Origin of the sequence: Streptomyces sp. 378, from assembly GCF_030124145.1 — a bacterium.
In the GTDB taxonomy this organism is placed as follows: Bacteria; Actinomycetota; Actinomycetes; order Streptomycetales; family Streptomycetaceae; genus Streptomyces.
This window is the reverse complement of record NZ_JASKMS010000011.1, coordinates 161,503-185,539: the sequence shown is the minus strand read 5'-3', so window position 1 is coordinate 185,539 and position 24,037 is coordinate 161,503. Positions and strand designations below refer to the sequence as shown.

Sequence of the window (24,037 nt, the reverse complement as noted above, 5' to 3'; positions counted from 1 at the left end):
TGACTCGGCATTTCGCCCATGGCAGACGAGAAAGGGGCTCGAAGGACTGGAACCCTCTCCGGGTGTATGTCAACGTACAACACCTCGGAAGTGCGAGGTCGGTAAGCGACCCGCCTGGAGATCCGATGAGGAGTATTTCCGCCGATGCGCGTCCTCCGATCAGTCCGGCCGGCCGCCCCTGTCCGCTTACTCTTTGTGCGATACACGGTGGACCGTTCATGCCGGATCCACATACGGGGGCGGATCGATTGGCGTCGAGGCTGGCAGTCGGGGCGAGCCTCTTTTCGGAGCGCGAGCGCAACATAGACCAAGATTGCCGGTTAGCCAAACCGGCGATCTTCGCGACCATTGAGCAGGTCCGCATTTGGCTGTACTTGACAGTGGAGCCGTAGCGGACACAGAAGAAGGCAGCGCTCCCCAAACCCACCGGGGAGGGAGAGGAGGAGCATCGGCTACCGCAGCGGTGATACCCGCGGCACCCTTCGCTGAAGCGCAGTGGCCCCTCCGCCCGCGTGCAGTTTCCACACCCTCAAGGAGAGTGAGTACTCTGTCCGATCCCATCAAGAAACTTCCACCGAACTCGAAGGGGAAGGTTCGATACCGGTTTGTTGTCGACGCAGGAATCGACCCCGAAACTGGTAAGCGTAAGCAGTTGAGGCGCACCTTCGACTCGTTGAAGGAAGCTAGGGCTGAGTACGCAAACATAACTAACCGGCGGCATGATGGGTCGCTTGTGCCGCCCAACAAGATCACCGTGAATGAGTGGCTCGACCGATGGCTGGCCATGAAAGCGGAGGATCTCGAAGAAACCACCATCTACAACTACGGGATTACCCTGGACCGAGTTCGGGGGAGGCTCGGCAATATCCGTCTCCAGGACCTTACTGAAGAGCACGTGGAAGAGTGGAGAGACTGGGCGCTGGCGCATGGCCGCGTGCGTGGTAAAAGGGCCGGGACGCCACTCAGTGTCACGAGTGTGGATATGAGCCTCGCTCGGCTGAAGGAAGCGCTGGGGAGAGCCGTTACCCGGCGGTTGGTGTACGTCAATGTCGCTGCGCACGTGACCATTCCCCGGAGAGCGCGCAAGGAAGAACGGAAGACTAAAGAGGAGGTGCCGCCCTGGAACGTCCAGGAGGTTCAGAAATTCATCCATGGAATTAGGGGCGAGCGTCTCTATGCTGCGCTTCTTCTTTCGCTGATGGGGCTTCGCCCAGCTGAAGTCTGCGGCCTCCGGTGGGAAGACGTTGACTTGGAGAACGCCACGATCGTCATTGCCAACACGCGCACGATGATGGGCAACCGGTACGTGGTGGAGAAGGACACCAAGTCTCTTGCGGGTGAGCGGGACCTGCCGCTGCCGGCGCTTGTGCTGGGAGCCCTCAAGGCATTCCGGGCTCTCCAAGCCGAGGAGAGGCTCGCTTTGGGGGAGGCGTACACGGTGTCGGGCTACGTGCTGGCGCATGAGACGGGCGACGCCTTCACGATCAAGCAACTTCGCCGACGCGCGTACCGGCTTATGGAGCTTCTCGGGCTCCGTCGCGTCAGGCTCTACGACGCACGCTCGTCGTGCTTCACCTTCCTGGCCAACAACGGCGTCCCGGACCACATCCTCGCGCGATGGGCCGGACATACGAACGTAAAGACGACCAAGCGGTGGTACGTCAAGCCGGATGTAGAAGATCTTCGCGGAGCCGCCACCACTTGGGATGGCCTGCACGGGGCTACGGCAGAGGGGCAAGAGTGAGCCACGCGGACTATGAGCCGAGCAACTTGCGCGCCGTATGGCCTGCAGGATTGGGGCGAGGGGGCTTCGGAGTCCGCTTGCTGGTTTTGGACCGGTGGCTGTAACTGAGAGCATCCGGCTACGGCCAAGCCTTCTACCAAGCGTTCACCGTGTGGCGTTTAAGTTGCTGTTGGGCGGGGTTTCGGAAGGTTTCCAGGTGGATCGCGCCGAGCCTCGTTCGTGCCACCACACTCGATGCTGCTTCCTGAACCGCCTGGAGGCCGTGATCAAAGAGGAAAGCGTTGCTCGTAGCGGCTGAAGGAGGGCACGCGCCCGGAGGGCCCACTGCCGACACGGCCACGAGTACATGCCGGAGAATGTATACCTGGGATCTCGTTGGCAGGACCGGAGCGGGGCAAGGCCCGCTAGGTCCACCCCGGCGATGTGACATCTCGTGACAGATGAGAGGCTCAGACGGGTGAGCGAGACACCACCGAACACCCTGCAATACCGCTTTGACGGGCCAGAAGAGGCCCCGGTCCTGATCCTGGGTCCCTCACTGGGTACCACATGGCACATGTGGGACCGCCAGATTCCCGAGCTGATCAAGCACTGGCGGGTCTTCCGGTTCGATCTGCCCGGTCACGGCGGCGCACCCGCGTACCCGGCCGGGTCGGTCGCCGATCTCGCCACGCGACTGCTGGCCACCCTCGAAGGGCTCGGTGTGCAGCGCTTCGGCTATGCGGGCTGCGCGCTCGGCGGTGCCGTCGGCATCGAGCTGGCCCTGCGCCACCCGGAGCGGCTCGCCTCGCTCGCGCTGATCGCGGCCTCCCCCCGCTTCGGCACGGCCGACGAGTTCCGGCAGCGAGGTGTGATCGTCCGCACCAACGGCCTCGACCCGATCGCCCGTACCGCGCCCGAGCGCTGGTTCACCGGCGGGTTCGCCGCCGCGCAGCCCGCGATCACCGAGTGGGCCGTGCAGATGGTGCGCACCACCGACCCCGGCTGCTACATCGCCTCCTGCGAGGCGCTCGCCTCGTTCGACGTCCGTCCCGAGCTCGGGCGGGTCGGCGTACCGACCCTGGTCCTGGTCGGGTCGGACGACCAGGTCACCGGCCCCGCCGAGGCCCGGACGCTGGTCGCCGGCATCCCGGACGCACGTCTCGCCGTCGTCCCCGGCGCCTCCCACCTGGTCCCGGTTGAGCAGCCCACCGCGGTCACCGACCTGCTGGTGCGGCATTTCTCCACCGCCTGGCAGCCCGCCTTCGAGACCTCCACCGGCCTGACCGCCCTGCCCCCGGCCGCCCTCAGACCGGTCCTGTCTCCCGCCTCGCCGCAGCCCCCGCAGACCGGGCCCGTCGCCGAGATCGCCCCGGTCGCCGTACCGCAGCAGGCCCAGGGCCGGCCCGACCCGTACGACGCGGGGATCAAGGTCCGCCGCGAGGTGCTGGGCGACGCGCACGTGGACCGGGCGCTGGCCCAGGCCGACGAGTTCTCCGGGGACTTCCAGGAGTTCATCACCCGCTACGCCTGGGGCGAGATCTGGGACCGTCCCGGACTGGACCGCCGTACCCGCAGCTGTGTCACCCTCACCGCCCTGGTCGCCGGCGGTCACCTGGACGAGCTGGCCTTCCACACCAGAGCCGCCCTGCGCAACGGCCTCACCCCCGGCGAGATCAAGGAAGTGCTGCTCCAGGCGGCCGTCTACTGCGGTGTACCGGCCGCGAACAGCGCCTTCAAGGTGGCCCAGCAGGTCATCCGCGAGGAGACCACGCCCCAGGAGTGAGCCCCGCGCCGGGGCACGGAGGCAGGATGGAGTCATGAAGCTCACGAAGATGTCGCACGCCTGCGTCCGCCTCGAGAAGGACGGCCGGGCCCTCGTCCTGGACCCCGGTGCCTTCAGCGAGGAGGACGCCGCGCTCGGCGCCGACGCGATCCTCGTCACCCACGAGCACCCCGACCACTTCGACGAGTTCCGGCTGCGGGCCGCGATGGAGAACAATCCGGCCGCCGAGATCTGGACCCTGAAGGCCGTCGCGGAGAAGATCTCCTCCGCCTTCCCCGGCCGCGTCCACACCGTCGGCCACGGCGACACCTTCGATGCCGCGGGCTTCGACGTCCAGGTCCACGGCGAACTCCACGCGGTGATCCACCCGGACATCCCGCGCGTCACCAACGTCGGCTACCTCGTCGACGGCGGCAGGGTCTTCCACCCCGGCGACGCCCTCACCGTCCCCGATCACCCGGTCGAGACGCTGATGCTCCCCGTGATGGCCCCCTGGAGCAAGATCTCCGAGGTCATCGACTACGTGCGCGAGGTGGGGCCGCAGCGCGCCTACGACGTCCACGACGCCCTCCTCACCGACCTGGCCCGCCCGATCTACGACCGCCAGATCGGGCAGCTCGGCGGTTCGGAGCACCTGCGGCTGACGCCCGGAGACTCCGCGGAGGTCTAGGCCGTCACGGGGCCGGCCGCGTTGTCGGACCCTCCGGGTAGGTTGTGGGACATGCGCATCGCGACCTGGAACGTGAACTCGATCACCGCCCGCCTGCCGAGGCTCCTGGCCTGGCTGGAGAGCAGCGGCACGGACGTGCTGTGCCTCCAGGAGGCCAAGGTCGCCGAGGAGCAGTTCCCGGCGGAGCAACTGCGCGAGCTGGGCTACGAGTCGGCCGTCCACGCCACCGGCCGGTGGAACGGCGTGGCGGTGCTCTCCCGCGTCGGCCTCGAGGACGTCGTCAAGGGCCTGCCCGGCGACCCCGGGTTCGACGGCTCGGTGGAGCCCCGCGCCCTCTCGGCGACCTGCGGCCCGCTCCGCGTCTGGTCGGTCTACGTGCCGAACGGCCGTGAGGTGGACCACCCGCACTACGCCTACAAGCTCCAGTGGTTCGAGGCCCTCAAGGCCGCCGTCGCCGGTGACGCGGCGGGCAGCCGTCCCTTCGCGGTGATGGGCGACTACAACGTGGCGCCGACGGACGACGACGTCTTCGACCCCGCCTTCTTCGAGGGCTCCACCCACGTCACCCCCGCCGAGCGCGCCGCCCTGGCCTCCCTGCGCGAGGCCGGCCTGTCGGACGTGGTCCCGCGGCCCCTGAAGTACGAGCACCCGTTCACCTACTGGGACTACCGCCAGCTCTGCTTCCCGAAGAACCGCGGCATGCGCATCGACCTGGTGTACGCCAACGCACCCTTCGCGAAGGCGGTCAGCGACGCGTACGTGGACCGCGAGGAGCGCAAGGGCAAGGGCGCCTCGGACCACGCGCCCGTGGTCGTGGACCTGGATCTGGACGTCTAGGGCCGCAGCAGCCGCAGGTCGACCGAGTCCGCCAGGGCCGCCAGCCCCGCGTCGCCCGGATGCAGATGGTCCCCGCTGTCGTGGGCGGGCAGCATCCGGGAGGGCCGCCGCGGGTCACGCACCACCGCATCGAAGTCGAGCACCCCGTCGAAGACCCCGCTGGTGCGGATCCACTCGTTCACCGCGACCCGCTCGGTGTCGACGGCGGGCGTGCACCGCGCCTCGCCCTCGCAGGGCAGGATCGTCGCCGCGAGCATCCGCAGCCCGCGGGCGTGCCCGCGCGCCGCGAGGTCGCGCAGCCCATCGATCACCTGCTCCGCCGAGGTGCCCCACCGCAGGTCGTTGACGCCCTCGAAGACGACGGCGGTGCGTGCCGTCGGCCGGGCGAGGACGTCCCGGTCGAAGCGGTGCAGGGCGCTCACCCCCGCCGTGTCCGTGGACACCCCGTCGCCGGGGTAGCGGTCGGTGACCACGCGGTTGCCCGAGACGCCGAGGTTCAGCACGCCGTAGCGCGGGACGGTGTCCTGCCCGAGGAGCCGGCCGGCCAGGACGTTCGGCCAGCGCCGGTTCGCGTCCACGGTGGACTTGTCGCCGTCGGTGATCGAGTCCCCGAGCAGGACCACGGATCCGGGCCCGCCGCCGACGTCGACCCCGGCGAGCAGCGGCCAGCGGGTGATCACCGAGGTGTACGCCCCGGGGGCGCCGTCCGCCGCGTGGTCGCCGGGCTCGCTGACGTAGGAGCGCTGCTGGGCCAGCCCGTGCACGGGCGCCGCGGCCACCGTGCCGGGCAGATGGAAGCTCACCAGCAGATCGGCGTCCGCCGGTACGGAGAAGCCGAGCGGATCGCTGAACGCCTGGCCCCCGGCCGGGATCGTCACGCCCGCCGCACCGCCGAAGGCCAACGCCGCCGGGGTGCCGCGCGAGGCCGCGCCCGACGCCCGGACCGCCACCGTCGCGCTGCCGATCCGTACCGGGGCCGCCGCGAAGGTGTTGTCGAACCGCACCCGCACACGGGACCCGCCGGCCGACGTGTGCACGACCAGCCGCAGCGTCCGGTCCGTCCAGGGCCCCACAGTGGCGTAACCGCCCGTGGCGGCCGTCCAGCTGCCCGTCCAGCCCCGGGTGGCGGTCCGTACCGACACCGCGAAGACGTGCAGCCCGGCCGCGTTCGGCAGCCGGACGGAGGCGACCGGACGCCCCGGGACCAGCGGCACCGTCACGGCGTACAGGCGGGCCTGCCGGGTGAGTTGGCCGGCCGGCGTGTTCAGGTGCGGCAGGGCCACCGCCTTGGTCGCGAGCGGGCCGGTGCGCCAGTCGGGTGCGGTCAGCCGGTAGCCGGAGCGGGAGCCGTTCGCGTACGTGACCGTGCCCCGGCCGCCCACCTCCGTACCGGCGGTGCCCGCCACCAGGAAGGCGAGGGCGTCCCCGCGCCCCGTGATCCGGACGTCCTGCCCGGCGGCGCGGACGTTGTCCGGCCGGCCGGGCCGCCGGTCGGGCCAGGTCAGCCGGGCACCCTGCACGGTCAGGACGCGACCGGGCGTCCAGCCCGCGGCCGTGAGGTCCCGCGCCGACAGGGAGGTGCCGGACCCGTCGAAGTCGGCCTCACCGGGACGGCTGTCGTCGCTGACGGCCACGTTGTCGAACAATCGTTCCAGCGGTGCCGGTGCGGCCCGCCCCTCCTCGGCGGCCTGCGCGGAGACCGCCGGGACCGACGACCCGCACAGGGCCAGGACGACCGAGATGCTTCGGACACATCGGCGCACGGCCGACTCCTCCCGCTCAGCGACACACGACGCGGCAACACGAAACGCAGGGACGAAACCGCAGAGGTAACGAGGGCCGGGACGCAAGACGCACGGTGAAGTCAGGGAGACCCCAGGGGCGCGTCAACGCGCGCCGCGTGAACTCGGCCTGAACGACCCGGGTCGGCGGGCCCGCGCGCCCTGTGGTGCATACGGCCGTACGAATGACACGCTGGACGTATGAACATCCCTTTCCTGGGCAACCGGCGCCAGAAGATCGGATTCCCCGATCCCGCAGGCATCGCGGAACTCCTCGCCGAGTGCGAACTGCTCCGCTCCCAGGCGTACCGGGAGGGTGTCCGGCTGGACGACTCGGCGGCCTCCCTCGAAGCGCTGGACCAGCTCGTGCCGCGCTGGCGGGACGACGAGGAGACCCTGCACTGGCTCGGCAACGACGCCGGGCTCTACCTCGGCACCGTCATCGTGCGCACCGTGCCGGGGGCCGCCTGGGAGATCCGGTCCGACGGGCAGCCGGTCGTACGACTGACCTCCGGCCGGGAGTTCGACGTGGTGGACTCCGGGCACGAGTGGGCCGTCAACGGGGTCCCCGAGCTGTCGCAGCTGTACGCCGAAGTCGCGGAGTCGTGAGCCTCATGACGGCACCCGTTGGCCCAACGTTCGACGTAAATACGGCTAATGATCGAAAAGTGCGTGTCGCCCGACAACCGCGATCTTGCCTGGATACGTTGCGGCAACCACCACACAGCTGAGAGTGAGTAGGGCTGAGCATGGCCGTCGAGCCGCTGATCGAGCTGCGTGACGTCAACAAGCACTTCGGGGACCTGCATGTCCTTCAAGACATCAACCTCACCGTCGGCCGAGGGGAGGTGGTCGTGGTCATCGGCCCGTCCGGCTCGGGGAAGTCGACCCTCTGCAGGGCGATCAACCGTCTGGAGACCATCGAGTCCGGGGAGATCGTCCTCGACGGGCAACCGCTGCCGGAGGAGGGCAAGCCCCTGGCCCGGCTGCGCGCCGACGTCGGCATGGTCTTCCAGGCGTTCAACCTCTTCGCCCACAAGACGGTCCTGGAGAACCTCTCGCTGGGGCAGGTCAAGGTGCGCGGGCGCAAAAAGGAGGAGGCCGACAAGCGCTCCCGGGAACTCCTGGAGCGGGTCGGTGTCGCCGACCAGGCGGACAAGTACCCGGCGCAGCTCTCCGGCGGCCAGCAGCAGCGCGTGGCGATCGCCCGCGCCCTGGCCATGGAGCCCAAGGCGATGCTCTTCGACGAGCCGACCTCGGCCCTCGACCCGGAGATGATCAACGAGGTGCTGGAGGTCATGAAGCAACTAGCCCGCGACGGCATGACCATGGTCGTCGTCACGCACGAGATGGGCTTCGCCCGCTCGGCCGCCAACCGCGTCGTCTTCATGGCCGACGGCCGGATCGTCGAGGACCGCACCCCCGACGAGTTCTTCACCGACCCCAGCAGCGACCGCGCCAAGGACTTCCTCTCCAAGATCCTCAAGCACTGAAGGAGCGGGCACCGGACGGCTCATCGGATCGGACCTCGACTACGATGTGCCCTTCATCCCTGTCGGAGAGGGGGACTTCACCGAAGGCCGCCGATCCCGCCAGGGGTGAGCAGACCGCCCGCCCGGTCCGCGGGACATTCCCACCGGGTGCGGCCCCCACGGCCCGAAGGCCATGGGGGCGGCGGTTCACATAGGCCAGGCCCGTCCGGCGGCAGCCGGAGATCACTGCTCGCGCAGCGGAACCGACACGTACGACGGGTCGTTCGCCGGTGAGGAGAAGGTCAGCTGCGCGCCGGACGGGTTGTGCTCGATGTAGAGCGGGTCGACCGTGTCGACGACCAGGGCGAGGCGATGCCCGGCCGGGACGTCGTAGGCCGTGGAGTACAGCTCCAGGTCGACGCCGAACGGCTTTCCGGGGGTGCGCCCGTGGAAGGTGTACGGCGCGTTGGTGACCAGCTTGCCGAGGCCGAGCGGCCCCACGTCGTACAGGTAGGCGACGAGGGTGCCGCTCTCCTTGGTCGGGGTGAGGGTCGTGTGCAACCTGGCCGTGCCGCGCACCCGTTGGGCCGAGGTGTACCTCTCGGACTGCCAGACGGCCGCCCAGCGGCGGGGGATCAGCGGGATCGAGGCCATCGGCGGCACCTTCGCCACCTGGTCGAGGATGCTGGACAGGAAGACGACCCCGCCGTCCGCACCCGAGTTCACGTTGGCCCGGATCGTGGTCGTGCCCGCGAGGGCGATCTTTCGGTGGTCGGCGCCGGGCGACTTCCAGTCCGGGTAGCCCTCGTAGCCGTCCGTGGAGCGGGACTTGAGCTGGACGGGCTGTTCACGGTCGATGCCGTTGTCCTCGCCCCGGAGGTAGTGGTCGAACCAGCGCTCGGTGTTCTTCCACACGTCGTTGGGCAGCCCGAACAGACCGGTCAGCTCGGCGGTGGCGTGGTCACCGGGCCGCATCTCCAGCCGCTTCGGGCCGGTCAGCTTCTCGTAGAAGTCGGCGTACTGGTTGGGTGGGAAGACGCTGTCGCCCCAGGCGTTGGCGAGCATGATCGCCGCGCCGTTCCGGTTGATCCGGTCGACGTAGGTCGCAGCGGAACGTTTCTTCCCCCAGGCGATGAGCTCGGGTTCCTTCGCCAGGTTGGAGCTGTAGAAGTCGTCGAAAGTCTGCCGCAGTTCGGCGCTCTGGCGGCCCGTCACCACGCTCGCGCCGTCCAGCAGGGCGGCGCCCTGGACGTGCTGGGTGCGCCCGGCGTAGATCGACCCGATCAGGTCGGCCCAGCCGCTGAGCGAGGCGACCGCCCTGACCCGCCGGTCGTGCGCGGCGGTGAGCAGGCTGATGCCCGCGCCGTAGGACACCCCCGCCATGCCGATGTGCCCGGCGTCCGCGGGGGTGTGGGCGAGCGCCCAGTCGATCACCTTCGACGCGTCGGCCACGTCGGGTGGGCCGGCCACTTCTATCTCGCCGCCCGACTGCCAGAAGCCGCGCACGTTGTAGGTGACCACGACGTACCCGGAGTCGGCGAGCTTCTGGGCCTGGGCCAGGTATTCGATCTGGGGCAGTCCCCAGCTCGTGGGCATCACGAGCAGCGGGTAGCGGTTGCCGTCACGAGCGCCGGCGGGGGTGACGACGTTGGCCTTGAGGACGGTGCCGCCGTCGCCGGCGATGTCGACGAAGCGGACGGGGTGCGGTGCCGCCTGGGCGGTGGGGGCGAATCCGAGGGCGGTGCCGGCGACCAGGGTCGCCGAGACGGCGCCTACGGCGGTGGTGCGCAGGGCCTTGCGGTGGGGTCCCACGGGTCACTCCTCACTCGTGTCAGTGCAAAGTGACCGAACGGTAACCTCGGTGGCTTACCAGGGGTAACCCGTCAGTAAGTTACGTGCCAGTAACGATTGTTGAGCAGTGGAGCACGTCGGGAGGCGCGGTGTGTATTGCGTGGAGCCGTCGTCGCCGCGACGGGCGGCGGGGTCCGCGCCGCTCGCGTCACGTCCTCCACCGGTTTCGACGACGTCCGGGGCCGTACGCCTGAGAGCTGATCACCTTGAGCAGCCGCACGAACTCCCCCCTGCCGTACGTGCGGGACAGGCGCTCGTGGCGGCGCGCGAGGTAGCGGGTGGCCGCCTGGTTGGTGACGGCCCGCTGACCGCAGAAGAGGAACACGGGGCGGGCGTCGCGGCGGTCACCCGCGGTGAGCCGGGCCGGCAGCACGTACTCCGTGATGCCGGGGTCCATGCGGTGGCGCTCGTCGCCTGTCCGCGCACCCCGGTCCGGCCCCGGTTCGGCGTCGATGGTGACGCACTCCGGGCAGCATGGCCGACATGTATCAGGGTCCGGAATTGCTGCATGGGGTCTCTCCCGGAGACGGGCGCCGCCGCGCGTCAGTCAGCGCAGGTACGTGGCCAGGGGCAGGCGTTGCTCCCGGATGCTCTGGAGCACCAGCCCGCCGAACTGGGTAGCACCGTACTGCGAGAAGTGGGTGTTGTCCGTGACGCCGTCGACGGAGGAGCGGAGGAAGAGCTGCGCGGAGGCGGACGGGCCGAGGGACTCCACCAGCGTCTTGCTCTTGGTGGTCAGGTCGACCACCGGCACGTTGTGCGCCGCGCCGAGCGAGCGCATCTCGGCGGGCAGGTTCACGCCCACACCGTTGACATGCAGCGCCGTTGGCGTGAGCCGGTTGCCGTTGAAGTGCCGGCGGACCGGCGGGGTCACCAGGACCGGGACGCCGCCCTTCGCACGGACCTGCGTGATCATGGACGTGAGGTTGCTCCGGAAGGCGGACGCGCTGGTCTGCTTATCGTTGTGGCCGAATTGGATGAAGACCGCGTCGTTCGCCCTGACCTTCGACAGCAGGGCCGGGAAGAGCGCCGAGTTGCTCCGGAAGCTGCCCGAACTCTCTCCGGAGTCGGCGTAGTTGGCGACGGCCGCGCCGGGACGCACCGCAGGCGTGATCATCTGGCCCCAGCCGGCGTACGGGGCGATCAGCTGGTCGCACACGGTTGAGTCACCGGCCAGGTAGGCGACCATCGGCTGGGTCGCCGGCTTCACCGAGACGGCCGACACCTGGGGGTTGGACCCCGCGAACCGGATGTCCAGACCAGGGTTTCCGGTGCCGCCCTGGCCGGTCGGCTGCCCCTCCGGCTGCCGTACGTTGACCGTGAACGAGTAGGAGGCGACGGCTCCAGCCGCCGTCCTCGTAGCCGGAAGCATCAGCCGCCGGGCCTCCACCCACATCTCGGTCTGCCCGTCGGAGGTGCCGCCACCGATGGAGATCGTCACGTCGTAGTTGCCGGGTGAGACCGCGTAGTGACACTTGACCGGCGCAGTGCCGGAACAACCGGCCGGCAGAGCCGGCGTGGCCGCATCGGCATGCGCCGCACCGGTGCCGGCCAGCGTCGCCAGGGTCAGGAGACCCGCGGCTGCCAGCCTGACCCGATGCCCTCCGCGACATAATGTCATGCGCACTTCAATCACTTCCCATCCTTGACCGGGGAGATGCCCGTGCTCTTGGCGAATGTGCCCGCGAGGGCGCGGGCGTGGGCATTCGCCACGTAGTCCAGTTCCTCGACGGCGTGCATGACGCGCCTGCGAGTGGCGGGTGAGGCCGGGTGGTCGCCGGTCAGGATGCGGGAGACGGTGGCGACGACACGCCGGCCCGGTCCGCCACCTCGCGGATCGTGGGCCGCGGTCGGCCGCCTCCGGGCTCACTCGCCCGTCGCGCCATCGTCCACCACCAGCCTTCCCCGCTTCCCGGGGCGCCTGGGCCACCCCGTGCAGGGAGACGGCAATCCGCCGACCGGGGAGCATCGGTTAAAGCGTTTGCACCGATGGCTGGAGCTTATGGCCGCGTCGCAGCACGAGCAATACCAGTGCTGACAACGGAGAACGACGGCGAGTCTTGACACGATCATGCCATCAGGATAGTAAACGTTTTCAACACCGTCTTGGGTGGAGGGCTCCGATGCCCGAACCTTCCCGTCGCTCCCCCCACCGCTCCGACGGGCCAGACGGCCGTACCGGCGCAATCGCGGCCGATGGTGGTCAACTGCCCTGCCCTGCACCGCACTGCACGGGAGGATCCATGAAACGTTCCATCAAGGTCTCGTTAGCCGGAACCACAGCCGTACTCCTGTCCGTCGCGGCTACGACGCTCGCAGTCGACGCGGGTGCCGCGACGCCCACGGACGGCGTCGCGGCGGCGGCCGCCAGGCCGATGGAGAACCTCGGTCGCGGCGTCGTGGCCGTGCGGTCGAGCAACACCAGTGTTCTCGTCTCCTGGCGACTGCTGGGACTCGATCCGGACGGCATCGGGTTCAACGTGTACCGATCCACCGCCTCGGGCCAGGAGGTCAAGATCAACTCCGCGGTCCTGACCGGAGGCACCAACTTCACCGACTCGACGGCCGACTTGACCCGGTCGAACAGCTACCGGGTACGGCCCGTGATCAACGGCGCCGAGCAGCCCCCGAGCGGCGCCTTCACCCTGACCGCCAACCACGCCGTCGAGCCGGCCGTCCGCGTACCGCTGCGCGCCGGTGGCCCGGTGAAGTTCGTCTGGGTCGGCGACCTCGACGGCGACGGTGAGTACGACTTCGTCCTGGATCGCCAGACATCGCCGCAGACGCTCGAGGCCTACCGGCGCGACGGGCAGCTCCTCTGGTCGGTCGACATGGGGCCGAACAGCACCAACCAGAACAACATCGAAGGCGGATCGTCCACCATCGACGTCGGCCACAACGACGGCGTGACCGTCTACGACTTCGACAGCGACGGCCGCGCCGAGGTCGCCGTGCGGATCGCCAACGGTGTCCGCTTCGGCAACGGCACCACCTTCACCCACGGCGACAACAACCGCCAGTTCATCGCGATTCTCGACGGCATGACCGGGGCGCCCCGCGCGACCGCTCCCGTGCCGACGGACTATCTGGCGGACGGCCCGATGTACGCCCGGTTCGGTGTGGGCCACCTCGACGGTTCCCGGCCCAGTCTGGTCGCGTTCATGAAGAACCGCAGGGGCAACGGGGCGTTCAACCTCATGATGGGCGCCTGGCAGTTCACCGGCCGGTCCCTGACCCAGCAGTGGAAGTGGCTGCGCGGCAACCAGAACACACCCGACGGGCACAACACCCGCGTCATCGACGTCAACGGCGACGGGACCGACGAGGTCGCCGAGATCGGGTTCGTGCTCAACGGCGACGGCACCCTGCGGTACTCCCTGGGCCCCGCGGGCGTCGTCCACGGCGACCGCTTCCACATCGCCAAGATGGACCCCGACCGCCCGGGCCTGCAGGGCTACGGCGTCCAGCAGAACAACCCCAGCGGTCTGCGCGAGTACTACTACGACGCCACCAACGGCTCCATGATCTGGCGGCACTCCGCGTCCGGCACCGCCGACGTGGGACGCGGCATGGCCGGCGACATCGACCCGCGGTTCCCCGGCATGGAGGTCTGGTCCTTCTCAGGCCTCTACAACGCACCTGCCAACCGTCTCACCGAACCGAACACCTCGCTGCGTCCCTGGCCGCAGCTGGGTCTGTGGTGGGACGGCGACATCACGATGGAACTGCTCAACGACGGCAAGTTCGAGAAGTGGGACCCGAACAACCCCAAGCCCACCAACAGCCTGGCACGACTGCTCACCACCTCGCGCTACGGAGCGGTCGACGCCAGCCAGAACGTCCAGCCCACCTTCTACGGCGACATCCTCGGCGACTGGCGCGAGGAAGCCGTGTACACCAACGCGAGCCACAACCAGCTGATCATCTTCACCACCGACCACCCGACGAGCACACGGCTGTACACGCTCGCCCACAACCCCGCCTACCGCAACGCCATGACGCTCAAGGGATACATGCAGTCCCACCACGTGGACTACTTCCTCGGTGCCGGCATGACCCGGCCGCCCCGGCCGAACATCACCTACTCAGGGAGGTGACGCTGTGAGAACCGCGAAGTTCGTCACTTCTGTCCTCCTGCTCTCGGTCGTCACGGCGAGTTCCCTCACGATGGCCCCCGGCTCGGCGTCCGCGAGCGACGAGGCGGCCGGAAACACCTACTACCTCGCCCCGAACGGGAACGACGGCGCAGCGGGCACGCAGAACGCTCCGTGGGCATCGATCGCCCGTGCGCAGTCCGTCGCCAAGGCGGGTGACACGGTCTATCTCCGGGGCGGCACCTACGCCTACACCCGAGCGAACAGCGCCTGCTCCGGCCAGTCCGCCAGAGTCGACGCGATCACCCTGAACAAGAGCGGCAGCTCGGGCGACCCGATCCGGTACTGGGCCCAGCCGGGCGAGAAGCCGGTCTTCGACTTCTCGCGGATGACGGACAACTGCCGCATCAAGGGCTTCAACGTCACCGGCAGCTGGATCCACCTCAAAGGACTGGAAGTCAAGGGCGTTCCGCAGAACAACAACCGGAACGCCGAGTCCTGGGGCATCTGGATCTCCGGCAGCAACAACATCTTCGAGCAGGTCGACACCCACCACCACATGGGCACCGGCCTGTTCATCAACGGTGGGGGCGGCAACCTCGTCCTCAACTCGGACTCGCACGACAACTACGACCTGCGCAGCAATGACGGGCCCGGTGAAAACGCCGATGGGTTCGGTGCGCATTACACGCCGGCCGGCCGCGCCGCGAACGTGTTCCGGGGTTGCCGCGCGTGGTGGAACGCCGATGACGGGTTCGACCTCATCTCCACCTACTCGCCCGTGATCATCGAGAACTCGTGGGCTTGGCGCAACGGGTACGTGCCGGGGACGACGACGGCCTCCGGCAACGGAGCCGGCTTCAAGTCGGGCGGCTACGGGGGCGACTACGAAGCCAACGCGCCCAAGCACACCGTCCGCTTCTCGGTGGCGTTCCTCAACAAGGCGGCCGGCTTCTACGCCAACCACCACCCGGTGGCCAACGACTTCTTCAACAACACCGGCTACGGAAACAACCCCAACTTCAACATGCGGGGAGTCGACTCGAGCGGCGCCGCCGTCGGCCGGGGCAACCTGCGCAACAACATCGCCTACACCGGAACGCCGACGTCGTACATGAACGGCACGAACGCCGCGTACAACTCCTGGAACCTCGGCGTCCCCCTGTCGAACTCCCAGTTCCGGAGTGTGTCGACGTCCGGCTGGGACGCGCCCCGCCAGACCGACGGGAGCCTGCCCGTGCTGCCCCACCTCCGTCTCGCGGCGAACAGTGCCCTGATCGACAAGGGCACCGACGTGGGACTGCCCTTCAGCGGAAGTGCGCCCGATCTCGGCGCCTTTGAGAACGATGGAAGGTGACATCGTGAAGCAAAGATCGCGAGTCGTTTCGAAGTACTGGAAGGTAGCAGCCGCCGCACTGTTGTCCGTGGCGTTAGCGGCACCGCTCTCGGCGGGTACCGCTGCGGCGGAGACACCTGCAACGAAGACACCGGCGACGAAGACATCGGCAAAGGCGCTCCAGGACCAGGGTGCCGCCGCCGCACCGGTGAAGGACCGCGGCCTGAAGTACCTGGTGTCCGACTACCAGACCCGCACTCCGTCGAAGTACACGGCTGACTCCTGGAAGCCTTTCGCCAAGGCGTTGACCACCGCGGCCGATGTCGCCGACGACACGTCGGCCGGCACGTCGGACGTCGCCGCCGCGAAGACGGCACTGATGACCGCCGCCGCCGATCTGGAGGCAGCTGACGAGGGCACGTTCCAGACCATCACGAACAACACCTTCTGGAACGACACCAGCGGCAATCCCATCTACTCGCAGGGCGGCGGGGTCTTCAAGTTCGGCGACACCTACTACTGGTACGGCGTGCACTACACCGGCGCCGAGCTCTACCGGGCCAATCCGACGAGGAAGTACGACGGCAACGTCAGCTTCGTCTCGATCCCCGTGTACTCGTCCAAGGACCTGGTGAACTGGAAGTTCGAGAACCGGGTCGCGACGCGCTCCACCGGCGTGGGCAGTGGCGCCAACCTGGGTGGTGCGGGCTGGGTCGGGCGGCTCGGCGTCTCGTACAACGAGAACACCGGCAAGTACGTGCTCGCCGTGCAGATGTGGCACACGAGCAGAGGCGGGCACGGCGTTCTGCTGCTGCAGGGCGACTCACCGACCGACACCTTCGACTACGGCTACTTCCAGACCCAGATCACCAACTCGCCCACGACCGGAACCGGCGATCAGACCGTCTTCACCGACGACGACGGCAAGGACTACCTGATCTTCTCCAACCGCGAAGGACGGTCGCGCGGCTTCGTGGCCAAGTTCCGGGAGTCCGACTCGCTGCGGATCGAGCCGGGCGTGGAGATCCGCCGCGGCGACGGTCGCGAGGGCAACGCCATGTTCAAGCTCGACGGCAAGTACTACCACGCGGCGTCGGACCTGCACGGCTGGAACACCTCGGTCAACTACGTCAATGAGTCGACCAGCGGCAACGTCCAGGGCTCCTACAGCAGCGAGTACGTCCTTGCCGGCACCGAGATGGACTACAGTCACGTGACCCAGACCGGGTTCTTCGTGACGGTCAAGGGCACCAAGCAGAACACGGTGATCTACGCCGGCGACCGCTGGGCCGACTTCGCCTGGAACGGCATCGGGTACAACCAGTGGTTGCCGATCACCAAGACCGGCGTGCGGCCGCAGTTCCACTCGGTGAGCCAGTGGCAGTTCAACGCCACCACCGGAGAATGGCGTGTCGGGCCGGCGAACAACTACATCCTCAACCCCGACATCCAGGCCGACCGCATCATCGTCTCCAGTGTGCGCGGATGGCGGAACCTCGGCGGTTCGGTGACCAACGTCAACGGTGGTGCGAACGGGTCCCGCTTCGCACTCCAGGTGAGCAACAGCGGCGGCGTCGAGCAGCGGATCGCGTCGGTGCCCGCAGGCACCTACACCCTGTCCCTGCACGCGCGGGGCAGCGCCGGGCAGGTCGTGATAGCAGGCTCCAACGGCAGCCAACGCACCCTCAGCATCCCGTCGTCGAGCGGCTGGGCCAAGCGGGAGCTCACCGGCATCGCACTGCCCAGCGGGGCCGCCACCGTCACCGTGCGGGCGTCGGGTTCGGGCGGCGTCATCGTCGACCAGCTCTCACTCGTCAAGACCTCTGTCGACACACCAACGCCTCCGGGGCGCTACGAGGCGGAGACGCCTCCGGCCCAGTGCCGGGGCACGATCGACTCGAATCAAGCCGGCTATTCCGGCAGCGGGTTCTGCAACGGCGACAGCGCCCCGGGGGCCTTCGCGGAGTTCACGGTGAACTCCGAGACCGCCCGTACGGCCACGCTGGGCATCCGGTTCGCCCATGGCGCCGGTACCGGTGCGCGGCCGGCGAACCTCGTCGTCAACGGATCGACGGCAGGCACGCTTTCGTTCGAGTCCACCGGTGCGTGGACGACGTGGACGACCAAGACCGTGACGGTCCCGCTGAACGCCGGCAGCAACACCATCCGGCTGGATCCGACCACGGCAGCCGGACTACCCAACGTCGACTACCTCGATGTCGGTGCCTCGGCCGGCTGACATCCCCTTCTCCACCCGGCACGCACGGTCCGAGGCGACGTCTGGGACCCGGACACCCATCCCTGCACCCAAGGAGACATCCATGCCCATGCAACGACGGACATTCCTCAGGATGAGCGCGGCCGGAGCGACGGGCGTGGGTCTGTCCCTGCTCGGCTCGGGGCAGGCACCAGCCGCCGTCGGGCCGTTGGACACGGCGCCGACCACACCGTTCGCGGTCGGCGTGCGTCGGTATGACTGGACCCGTGGCAGCCGCCGGTGCACCACCTACGTCTACTACCCCGCCACCGGCACCCCCGGCGGCAACCCGGTGACGAACGCCCCCGTCGCAGGCGGTGTCTTCCCCGTCTACAACTTCACCCACGGCTTCCAAAGCAGCCCGCAGAACTCGCTGTTCATCATCCGGGCCCTGGCCTCGGCAGGCTTCGTCGTCCCCGCCCCGCACTTCAACCACAACTTCGACGACGTCAACAACGGCAACACCTCCAAGGACGTCTCGCAGATCCTCACCAACACCCTCGCCCTCAACACGAGCGGACCGCTGGCCGGGCACATCAACACCGGCATCGGCGTCGGCGTCTCGGGCCACTCCCTGGGCGGCATGGTCACCCATGGCCTGCTGACCTCCTGGCCCGACAGCCGGATCATCTCCGCCAACCCGCAGTCCTGCGTGGACATGGGCAACCCCGCCGCCTCGGTCTCCGCCAAGGTCCTGTTCGTCCACGGCGACCGGGACTCGACCACGTCGTACTCCTCTGCCCGGCAGGCGTACACCGAGATGGCCTGGCCCAAGGCGTTCCTCACCTTCGTCGGCGGCAGCCACACCAGCTTCTGGAGCGACCGGCGCTTCCCGAACACCGTCGTCGACTGGGCCCGCTGGACGATGTACGGCGACACCGCCGCACGGGACCGCCTGCCTGCCGACGCGGCCGGGTCCAACACCAGGTGGGAAGCCCAGCTGGGTGGCTCACCCGGCGGCCCGGCCGCCTACACCCTGGTGGCCCAGCACAGCGGCAAGGCCGCCGACATCAACGAGGCCTCCACCGCTGCCGGCGCCCGGCTCGTCCAGTGGACCACCAACAGTCGCTCCAACCAGCAGTTCGAATTTGTGGACGCCGGCGACGGCCACGTCCGCGTCAAGGCCCGGCACAGTGGCCTGTTCCTCCAGCCCACGGGCACCGCGACCGGCGCGGACGTCGTCCAACAGGCCGGCACCGGCGCCACCGGCCAGCAGTGGCGCGTGGTCGACCACGGCGGTGACGTGATCAGCCTCGTCAACCGGGAGTCCGGCCTGGCCATGGATGTCTGGGAGCACTCGACCGCCGACGGCGCCCGCATCTCCCAGTGGACCTACACCGGCAACCCCAACCAGCGCTTCACCCGCCGCCGCGTCTGATCCGGACCTCTCGGAGCACCGCTCGGGCAACGAGGCGGGTGGTGCTCCGACATGGCGCCGACAACCCTCGCGACCACTTTGGACTTCGGCAGGGGGCTGCTCTCGGCCTGCAGTCCCGCCATCGTCGGACGTGTTGACCGCTGTGTCAGAAGTGTTGACCGGGTAGTGAAAGCGTTTTAACTTCCCTTCACCGGACACGCCGAGGTGAGGGGGAGCCGTGGCAACTGCCTTACGGGAACGAGCAGGTGCGAAGGGAGCGAGGCCCGGTCGACGTGAGCCCGATGGGGTGCAGCACAAGCGTAAAGGTTTTCAGAGCCGCTCACTGTTCCTGCTCATGCTGCCCGGGGTCGCCTACTTCCTGCTGTTCCACTACGGCGCACTCTTCGGCAACGTCATCGCGTTCAAGGAGTACGTGCCGTTCGACGGCCTGTGGGGCAGCCCCTGGGTGGGCCTCGCCAACTTCCAGCGCATGTTCGAGGACGCGGCGTTCTGGGACTCGGTCCTCAACACCCTCTGGATCTCCGTCCTCCAGCTGGTCTTCTACTTCCCGGTGCCGCTCGGCCTCGCCCTGCTGCTGCACACGCTCACCTGGAGCTCGGTACGCCGGTTCGTGCAGTCGGTGGCGTATCTGCCGCACTTCATCTCGTGGGTGATCGTCGTCGCGCTGTTCCAGCAGGTGCTGGGCGACACCGGCCTGCTCAACAGCGGCCTGAGCGGGGCCGGTCTGCACACCGTCGACATCATCGGCAACCCCGACGCGTTCGAGCCGCTCGTCGTCGCCCAGGTCATCTGGAAGGACGCCGGCTGGGGCACGATCATCTTCCTCGCCGCGCTCGCCCAGGTCGACGAGCAGCAGTACGAGGCCGCCGCCATCGACGGCGCCGGGCCCTGGCGGCGCTTCTGGCACGTCACCCTGCCCGCCATCCGCCCGGTGGTCGTGCTGCTGCTCATCATGCGGCTCGGTGACATCCTCTCCGTCGGCTTCGAGCAGATGCTGCTGCAACGCGACGCGGTCGGACCGCAGACCGCCGAGGTCATCGACACCTTCGTCTACTACCAGGGCATCGTCGGCGGCGACTACGGATTCGCGGCCGCAGCAGGCCTGTTCAAGGGTGTCGTCGGCGCCCTCCTCGTCTACGCGGCCAACAAGGTCGCCCACCGCCTCGGCGAACAGGGGGTCTACAAGTGAGCGCGTCCGCCCGGCCCGGCTGGATGGAGAAACCCCGGCCGCTCACCCAGGCCGCGAAGGCCCTCGCCCTCGCCGCGGTCGTGCTGCTGGTGTGCGTGCCGTTCCTGGTGATCGTGTCGACCTCGCTGGCGTCCACCCGGGAGGTCGTCGACAACGGCGGCTGGGTGTTGTGGCCCACCGAGCCCTCGCTCGACGCCTACCGCGACATCTTCGACGGCGGCATCGTCACCCACGCCCTCGGCGTCAGCGCCGGTGTCACCATCGCGGGCACCCTGCTGAGCCTTGTCTGCACGGTGACCCTGGCCTACGCGCTGTCCCGCCCGGGCGTCTTCGGCGGCAAACCGGTCCTGCTGCTGGTGCTGTTCACGTTCCTCTTCCCGCCCGGCATGATCCCGAGCTTCCTGCTCGTCAAGGAACTCGGCCTGCTCGACTCGTACACATCCCTCGTCCTGCCCGTCCTGGTCAATGTGTTCAACCTGGTCGTCCTGCGTGGCTTCTTCCAGTCGGTCCCCGAGGAGCTGTACGAGGCGGCCCGGCTGGACGGGGCGGGGGACTGGCGGGTGCTGGTGTCGGTGGTGCTGCCACTGTCCAAGGCCGCACTCGCCGTCGTCGGCCTGTTCTACGCCGTCGCCTACTGGAACTCCTGGTTCTACGCCTCGCTGTACCTGGAGAGCGACCACTGGCCGCTCCAGCAGGTATTGCGTACCTATGTGGTGTCCGGCGCCGGACTCACCGACGCGACCACCGGCGAGGCCACCGTCACCGCTCCGCAGACCGTGCAGATGGCGGTGCTCGTGATCGCCACCGTGCCGATCCTGCTCGTCTACCCGTTCCTCCAGAAGTACTTCACCAAGGGCGTGCTCACCGGCGCCATCAAGAGCTGACACGAGGTGGTTCACCCATGCCCCGCATGTCCCGACGCACCCTCCTGCGCTCCATGGCGGTGGGCGGTGCCGCCGTCTCCGTCCCCGGTCTGCTGACCGCCTGCTCCTCCTCGGACTCCGGGGACGGAGACGTCTCCAACGCGGGCAAGAAGCTCGCCCCCTGGCCCGCCTACCGGCCCGCCGCCGGGCCCGAGCCCGACCTGGCCCCCACCGACGCCGGTGTCCAGGCCGGCTACACCACCTACCCGTCCGACCTGGTCAAGTCCGTCTCCCGCACCCCGGGCGACGGCTCCACCGTCCGCGTCATGACCGTCTCCTTCGGGACCCCGCCCAAGCCCGCCTCCCAGAACCGCTTCTGGGCCGCCGTCGAGAAGGCCCTCGGCGTGAAGATCGAGTACACGATCATCTCCCAGGCCGACTACCAGAAGAAGATGGCGACGGTCATGGCCGGCGACGCCGACGCCCTGCCCGACATCATCAACATGTTCGCCGGTTTCACCCTGCCGCGTGAGGCGCAGTTCGTGCGGCGCCGCGCCCAGGACCTCACGCCGTACCTCTCCGGCGACGCGATCGCCGACTACCCCAACCTCGCGGGCATCCCCACCCACGCCTGGCGCGACATGGGCCGCATCGGCGGCCGCATCTACGGCATCCCGCTGGAACGCCCGCTGCCCGGCTCGACCCTCTGGATCAACCAGGACATGTTCGCCGACGCGGGCATGAAGGAGGGCTGGACCGCCGAGGACTTCACCACCGTGGCCCGGCGGGGCACCCGCGGCAGGACGTACATGCTGGGCGCCGCCAACGGCTCCCTGTTCGGCAACGGCTTCCACTCCGCCGCCCACAACGCGCCTCAGCGCTGGGCCGTCACCAAGGACGGCACCTTCCTGCCGGCCGCCGCCGACGAGCGCTACAAGGCATCCATCGCCTTCCAGGCGCAGCTGCGCGAGAACGGCTCCTATCACCCCGACGCCACGTCCATCTCCCAGATCGACCTGACGACCCTGTACTACAACGGCACCGTCGGCTCCATGCAGGACGGATTCGGCGCCTACCTGCCCAAGTACCGGGAATCTCAGGGCAAGATGAGTCCCGCCGCGGCCCTGCCGTACAGCGTCGGCGGCGAGCCCGGCGGCATCGTCGCCGCCCGCCGCTCCTTCGGCTACACCGTCCTGAAGCAGGCGAAGAAGGAGCGCATAGAACTGCTGCTGCGCATCCTCGACTACCTCGCCGCGCCCTTCGGCAGCAAGGAGTGGGAACTCGTCCACTACGGCGTCGAGGGTGTCCACTTCACCCGCGGCAAGGACGGATCGCCCGAGTTCACCAAGCTCGGCGAGGTCGAGAACAACACCAACCTGCCGCTGAAGTACCTCGCCGAAGGCCCCCAGGTGCTGTTCGTGCCCGGCATGCCCGACGCCGTGCGCGCCCTGCACGCCTGGCAGCGCAAGGTCGTACCGCACGCCATCCGCGACGCCTCCTTCGGCCTCCAGTCCGCGACGAACAACTCCCAGGGCGCCACCCTCAAGACCTTCCTGGACGACACGGTCACCGGGATCATCGCCGGGCGCCTGCCCATGTCCGAGTGGGACCCGGCCGTGAAGAAGTGGCGGAGTCGGGGCGGCGACAGAATGGCCGAGGAATACGCCGAGGACTACGCGGCCAACACCTGAGCGGCGGTGGGCCGAAGAGGGAGACGCGGGGGATGGGGAACGACATGATGTCCAAGGGACGGGTCACGATCCGCGAGGTCGCCGAGCGGGCGGGCGTGTCGACGGCCACCGCCTCCCGCGCGCTCAGCGGCAACCACCCGGTGCCGCCGGCGACCCGGGCCCGGGTTCTGCGCGCGGCCCGTGACCTCGACTACGTGGCCAACGCGCACGCCCGCGCCCTGGTCGGCGGCGGCCGCAAGATGGCCGCCGTCGTGGTCCGCCAGGTCACCAGCCCCTTCTACGCCCAGGTCGCCGAGGGCGTGGAGTCGGAGGCCGCCGACCGCGGCTGGCTCTGCGTGGTCGGCGCCACCGGCGGAAACGCCCAGCGCGAGATGGAGTTCGTGCAGCTCATGCGGGAGGAGGGCGCCCGGCTCGTGATCCTGGTCGGCGGGGTCGTCGAGGACGACGCCTACCGCCAGCGCGTCGCCCACTACGCACACGCCCTCGACTCCTCCGGAGCCCGGCTCGTGCTCTGCGGCCGGCCCGCGCCCGACCCGGACATCCCGGCACTCGTCGTCGAGTTCGACAACGAGGCCGGGGCCCGCGCCGTCACCTCCCATCTGCTGTCGGCCGGCCACCGCGGGATCGTCTTCCTCGGCGGACTGCCCGGCAACACCGCCCTCGACGCCCGCGTCGCCGGCTACCGGGCCGCCCTCGCCGAGCACGGGCTGCCGCCGGAAGCCGCACACGTCGTCGACTGCGGCCTGGGCCGGGCCGCCGGCCATCGCGCGATGACCGAACTCCTCAAAGGCACACCGGAGTTCACCGCCGTATTCGCCGGGGACGACATGGTCGCCGCCGGCGCCCTGCGCGCCATCGCCGACACCGGACTGCGCGTGCCCGGTGACATCTCCGTCGTCGGCTACAACGACATCCCGCTCGCCGAGGACTTCAACCCGCCCCTGACCACCGTCCGCACCCCCGCTGAGGAACTCGGCCGCGCCGCCGTGCGCATCGCGCTGCGCGACCCCGAGCACGCGGCCGGTGCCCACCATCTGCTCGGCACCCACATCGTCGTACGCGACAGCGTCGGCGCGCCCCCGCCCGGGCGCGCCCTGTGACCAACGGAG

At 69.0% G+C, this 24,037-nt stretch carries 17 protein-coding genes and 1 pseudogene; 14 read left to right on the top strand and 4 right to left on the bottom strand.

Translation table 11 applies throughout. From position 1 onward, the window contains the following. Positions 1–538: 538 nt before the first annotated feature. The 4 genes from QNO09_RS17715 to QNO09_RS17700 all read left to right on the top strand — a co-directional run bounded on the left by QNO09_RS17715 (position 539) and on the right by QNO09_RS17700 (position 5,016). On the top strand, positions 539–1,744 hold the full coding sequence (locus QNO09_RS17715; protein WP_283971154.1) for a site-specific integrase: 1,206 nt from the start codon (positions 539–541) through the stop codon (positions 1,742–1,744). Positions 1,745–2,201: 457 nt separating this feature from the next. Continuing rightward, positions 2,202–3,509 (top strand): bifunctional 3-oxoadipate enol-lactonase/4-carboxymuconolactone decarboxylase PcaDC, encoded by a 1,308-nt coding sequence (pcaDC, locus tag QNO09_RS17710; protein ID WP_283971153.1) that lies wholly within the window; start codon positions 2,202–2,204, stop codon positions 3,507–3,509. Between the two features lie 34 nt (positions 3,510–3,543). After that, a complete protein-coding gene (locus QNO09_RS17705; RefSeq protein ID WP_283971152.1) occupies positions 3,544–4,179 on the top strand; it encodes an MBL fold metallo-hydrolase in 636 nt (211 codons plus the stop codon). Between the two features lie 51 nt (positions 4,180–4,230). Next, positions 4,231–5,016: an exodeoxyribonuclease III gene (locus QNO09_RS17700; protein ID WP_283971151.1), complete on the top strand. Its 786-nt coding sequence runs from the start codon at positions 4,231–4,233 to the stop codon at positions 5,014–5,016. Here QNO09_RS17700 and QNO09_RS17695 read toward each other — a convergent pair. Further along, positions 5,013–6,779, bottom strand: coding sequence for an SGNH/GDSL hydrolase family protein (locus tag QNO09_RS17695; protein WP_283971150.1), 1,767 nt, complete (start codon positions 6,777–6,779; stop codon positions 5,013–5,015). The two genes, QNO09_RS17700 and QNO09_RS17695, sit on opposite strands and share 4 nt — an antisense overlap. A gap of 219 nt (positions 6,780–6,998) precedes the next feature. On the opposite strand from QNO09_RS17695, the gene QNO09_RS17690 reads away from it, so the two are divergent. Further along, positions 6,999–7,406 carry a DUF6278 family protein gene (locus QNO09_RS17690; RefSeq protein ID WP_283971149.1) on the top strand — a complete coding sequence of 136 codons (408 nt, stop codon included), beginning with the start codon at positions 6,999–7,001 and terminating at the stop codon, positions 7,404–7,406. 140 nt (positions 7,407–7,546) lie between these two features. Next, positions 7,547–8,290, top strand: a complete 744-nt coding sequence (locus tag QNO09_RS17685; RefSeq protein WP_283971148.1) for an amino acid ABC transporter ATP-binding protein — start codon at positions 7,547–7,549, stop codon at positions 8,288–8,290. 222 nt (positions 8,291–8,512) lie between these two features. Here QNO09_RS17685 and QNO09_RS17680 read toward each other — a convergent pair whose 3' ends face one another. The 3 genes and pseudogenes from QNO09_RS17680 to QNO09_RS17670 all read right to left on the bottom strand — a co-directional run bounded on the left by QNO09_RS17680 (position 8,513) and on the right by QNO09_RS17670 (position 11,561). Next, positions 8,513–10,081, bottom strand: coding sequence for a CocE/NonD family hydrolase (locus tag QNO09_RS17680; RefSeq protein ID WP_283971147.1), 1,569 nt, complete (start codon positions 10,079–10,081; stop codon positions 8,513–8,515). 71 nt (positions 10,082–10,152) lie between these two features. Then, positions 10,153–10,608, bottom strand: a pseudogene (locus QNO09_RS17675) (hypothetical protein); the annotation flags it as partial. 59 nt (positions 10,609–10,667) lie between these two features. Continuing rightward, complete coding sequence (locus QNO09_RS17670; RefSeq protein ID WP_283971146.1) at positions 10,668–11,561, bottom strand: rhamnogalacturonan acetylesterase; 894 nt, start codon at positions 11,559–11,561, stop codon at positions 10,668–10,670. Positions 11,562–12,363: 802 nt separating this feature from the next. On the opposite strand from QNO09_RS17670, the gene QNO09_RS17660 reads away from it, so the two are divergent. The 8 genes from QNO09_RS17660 to QNO09_RS17620 all read left to right on the top strand — a co-directional run bounded on the left by QNO09_RS17660 (position 12,364) and on the right by QNO09_RS17620 (position 24,028). Continuing rightward, positions 12,364–14,217, top strand: a complete 1,854-nt coding sequence (locus tag QNO09_RS17660) for a rhamnogalacturonan lyase family protein (RefSeq protein WP_283971145.1) — start codon at positions 12,364–12,366, stop codon at positions 14,215–14,217. A gap of 4 nt (positions 14,218–14,221) precedes the next feature. After that, complete coding sequence (locus tag QNO09_RS17655) at positions 14,222–15,571, top strand: right-handed parallel beta-helix repeat-containing protein (protein ID WP_283971144.1); 1,350 nt, start codon at positions 14,222–14,224, stop codon at positions 15,569–15,571. 187 nt (positions 15,572–15,758) lie between these two features. After that, on the top strand, positions 15,759–17,789 hold the full coding sequence (locus tag QNO09_RS39720; RefSeq protein WP_349636976.1) for a family 43 glycosylhydrolase: 2,031 nt from the start codon (positions 15,759–15,761) through the stop codon (positions 17,787–17,789). Positions 17,790–17,871: 82 nt separating this feature from the next. Continuing rightward, on the top strand, positions 17,872–19,185 hold the full coding sequence (locus QNO09_RS17640) for an RICIN domain-containing protein (protein WP_283971143.1): 1,314 nt from the start codon (positions 17,872–17,874) through the stop codon (positions 19,183–19,185). 334 nt (positions 19,186–19,519) lie between these two features. Next, entirely contained in the window at positions 19,520–20,374 is an 855-nt protein-coding gene (locus tag QNO09_RS17635) for an ABC transporter permease (RefSeq protein WP_283971142.1), read from the top strand. Further along, positions 20,371–21,258: a carbohydrate ABC transporter permease gene (locus QNO09_RS17630; protein WP_283971141.1), complete on the top strand. Its 888-nt coding sequence runs from the start codon at positions 20,371–20,373 to the stop codon at positions 21,256–21,258. Before QNO09_RS17635 ends, QNO09_RS17630 begins: the two co-directional genes overlap by 4 nt. Before the next feature lie 17 nt (positions 21,259–21,275). Continuing rightward, positions 21,276–22,928 (top strand): extracellular solute-binding protein, encoded by a 1,653-nt coding sequence (locus tag QNO09_RS17625; protein ID WP_283971140.1) that lies wholly within the window; start codon positions 21,276–21,278, stop codon positions 22,926–22,928. A gap of 32 nt (positions 22,929–22,960) precedes the next feature. Then, positions 22,961–24,028, top strand: coding sequence for a LacI family DNA-binding transcriptional regulator (locus QNO09_RS17620; RefSeq protein ID WP_502962309.1), 1,068 nt, complete (start codon positions 22,961–22,963; stop codon positions 24,026–24,028). Positions 24,029–24,037 lie beyond the last annotated feature (9 nt).

Coding starts and splice junctions, on each gene's coding strand:
- QNO09_RS17705 (WP_283971152.1), top strand. CDS start 3,544: ATGAAGCTCACGAAGATGTCGCACGCCTGCGTCCGCCTCGAGAAGGAC.
- QNO09_RS17660 (WP_283971145.1), top strand. CDS start 12,364: ATGAAACGTTCCATCAAGGTCTCGTTAGCCGGAACCACAGCCGTACTC.
- QNO09_RS17685 (WP_283971148.1), top strand. CDS start 7,547: ATGGCCGTCGAGCCGCTGATCGAGCTGCGTGACGTCAACAAGCACTTC.
- QNO09_RS17640 (WP_283971143.1), top strand. CDS start 17,872: ATGCCCATGCAACGACGGACATTCCTCAGGATGAGCGCGGCCGGAGCG.
- QNO09_RS17635 (WP_283971142.1), top strand. CDS start 19,520: ATGCTGCCCGGGGTCGCCTACTTCCTGCTGTTCCACTACGGCGCACTC.
- QNO09_RS17620 (WP_502962309.1), top strand. CDS start 22,961: ATGGGGAACGACATGATGTCCAAGGGACGGGTCACGATCCGCGAGGTC.
- QNO09_RS17625 (WP_283971140.1), top strand. CDS start 21,276: ATGCCCCGCATGTCCCGACGCACCCTCCTGCGCTCCATGGCGGTGGGC.
- QNO09_RS17690 (WP_283971149.1), top strand. CDS start 6,999: ATGAACATCCCTTTCCTGGGCAACCGGCGCCAGAAGATCGGATTCCCC.
- QNO09_RS17700 (WP_283971151.1), top strand. CDS start 4,231: ATGCGCATCGCGACCTGGAACGTGAACTCGATCACCGCCCGCCTGCCG.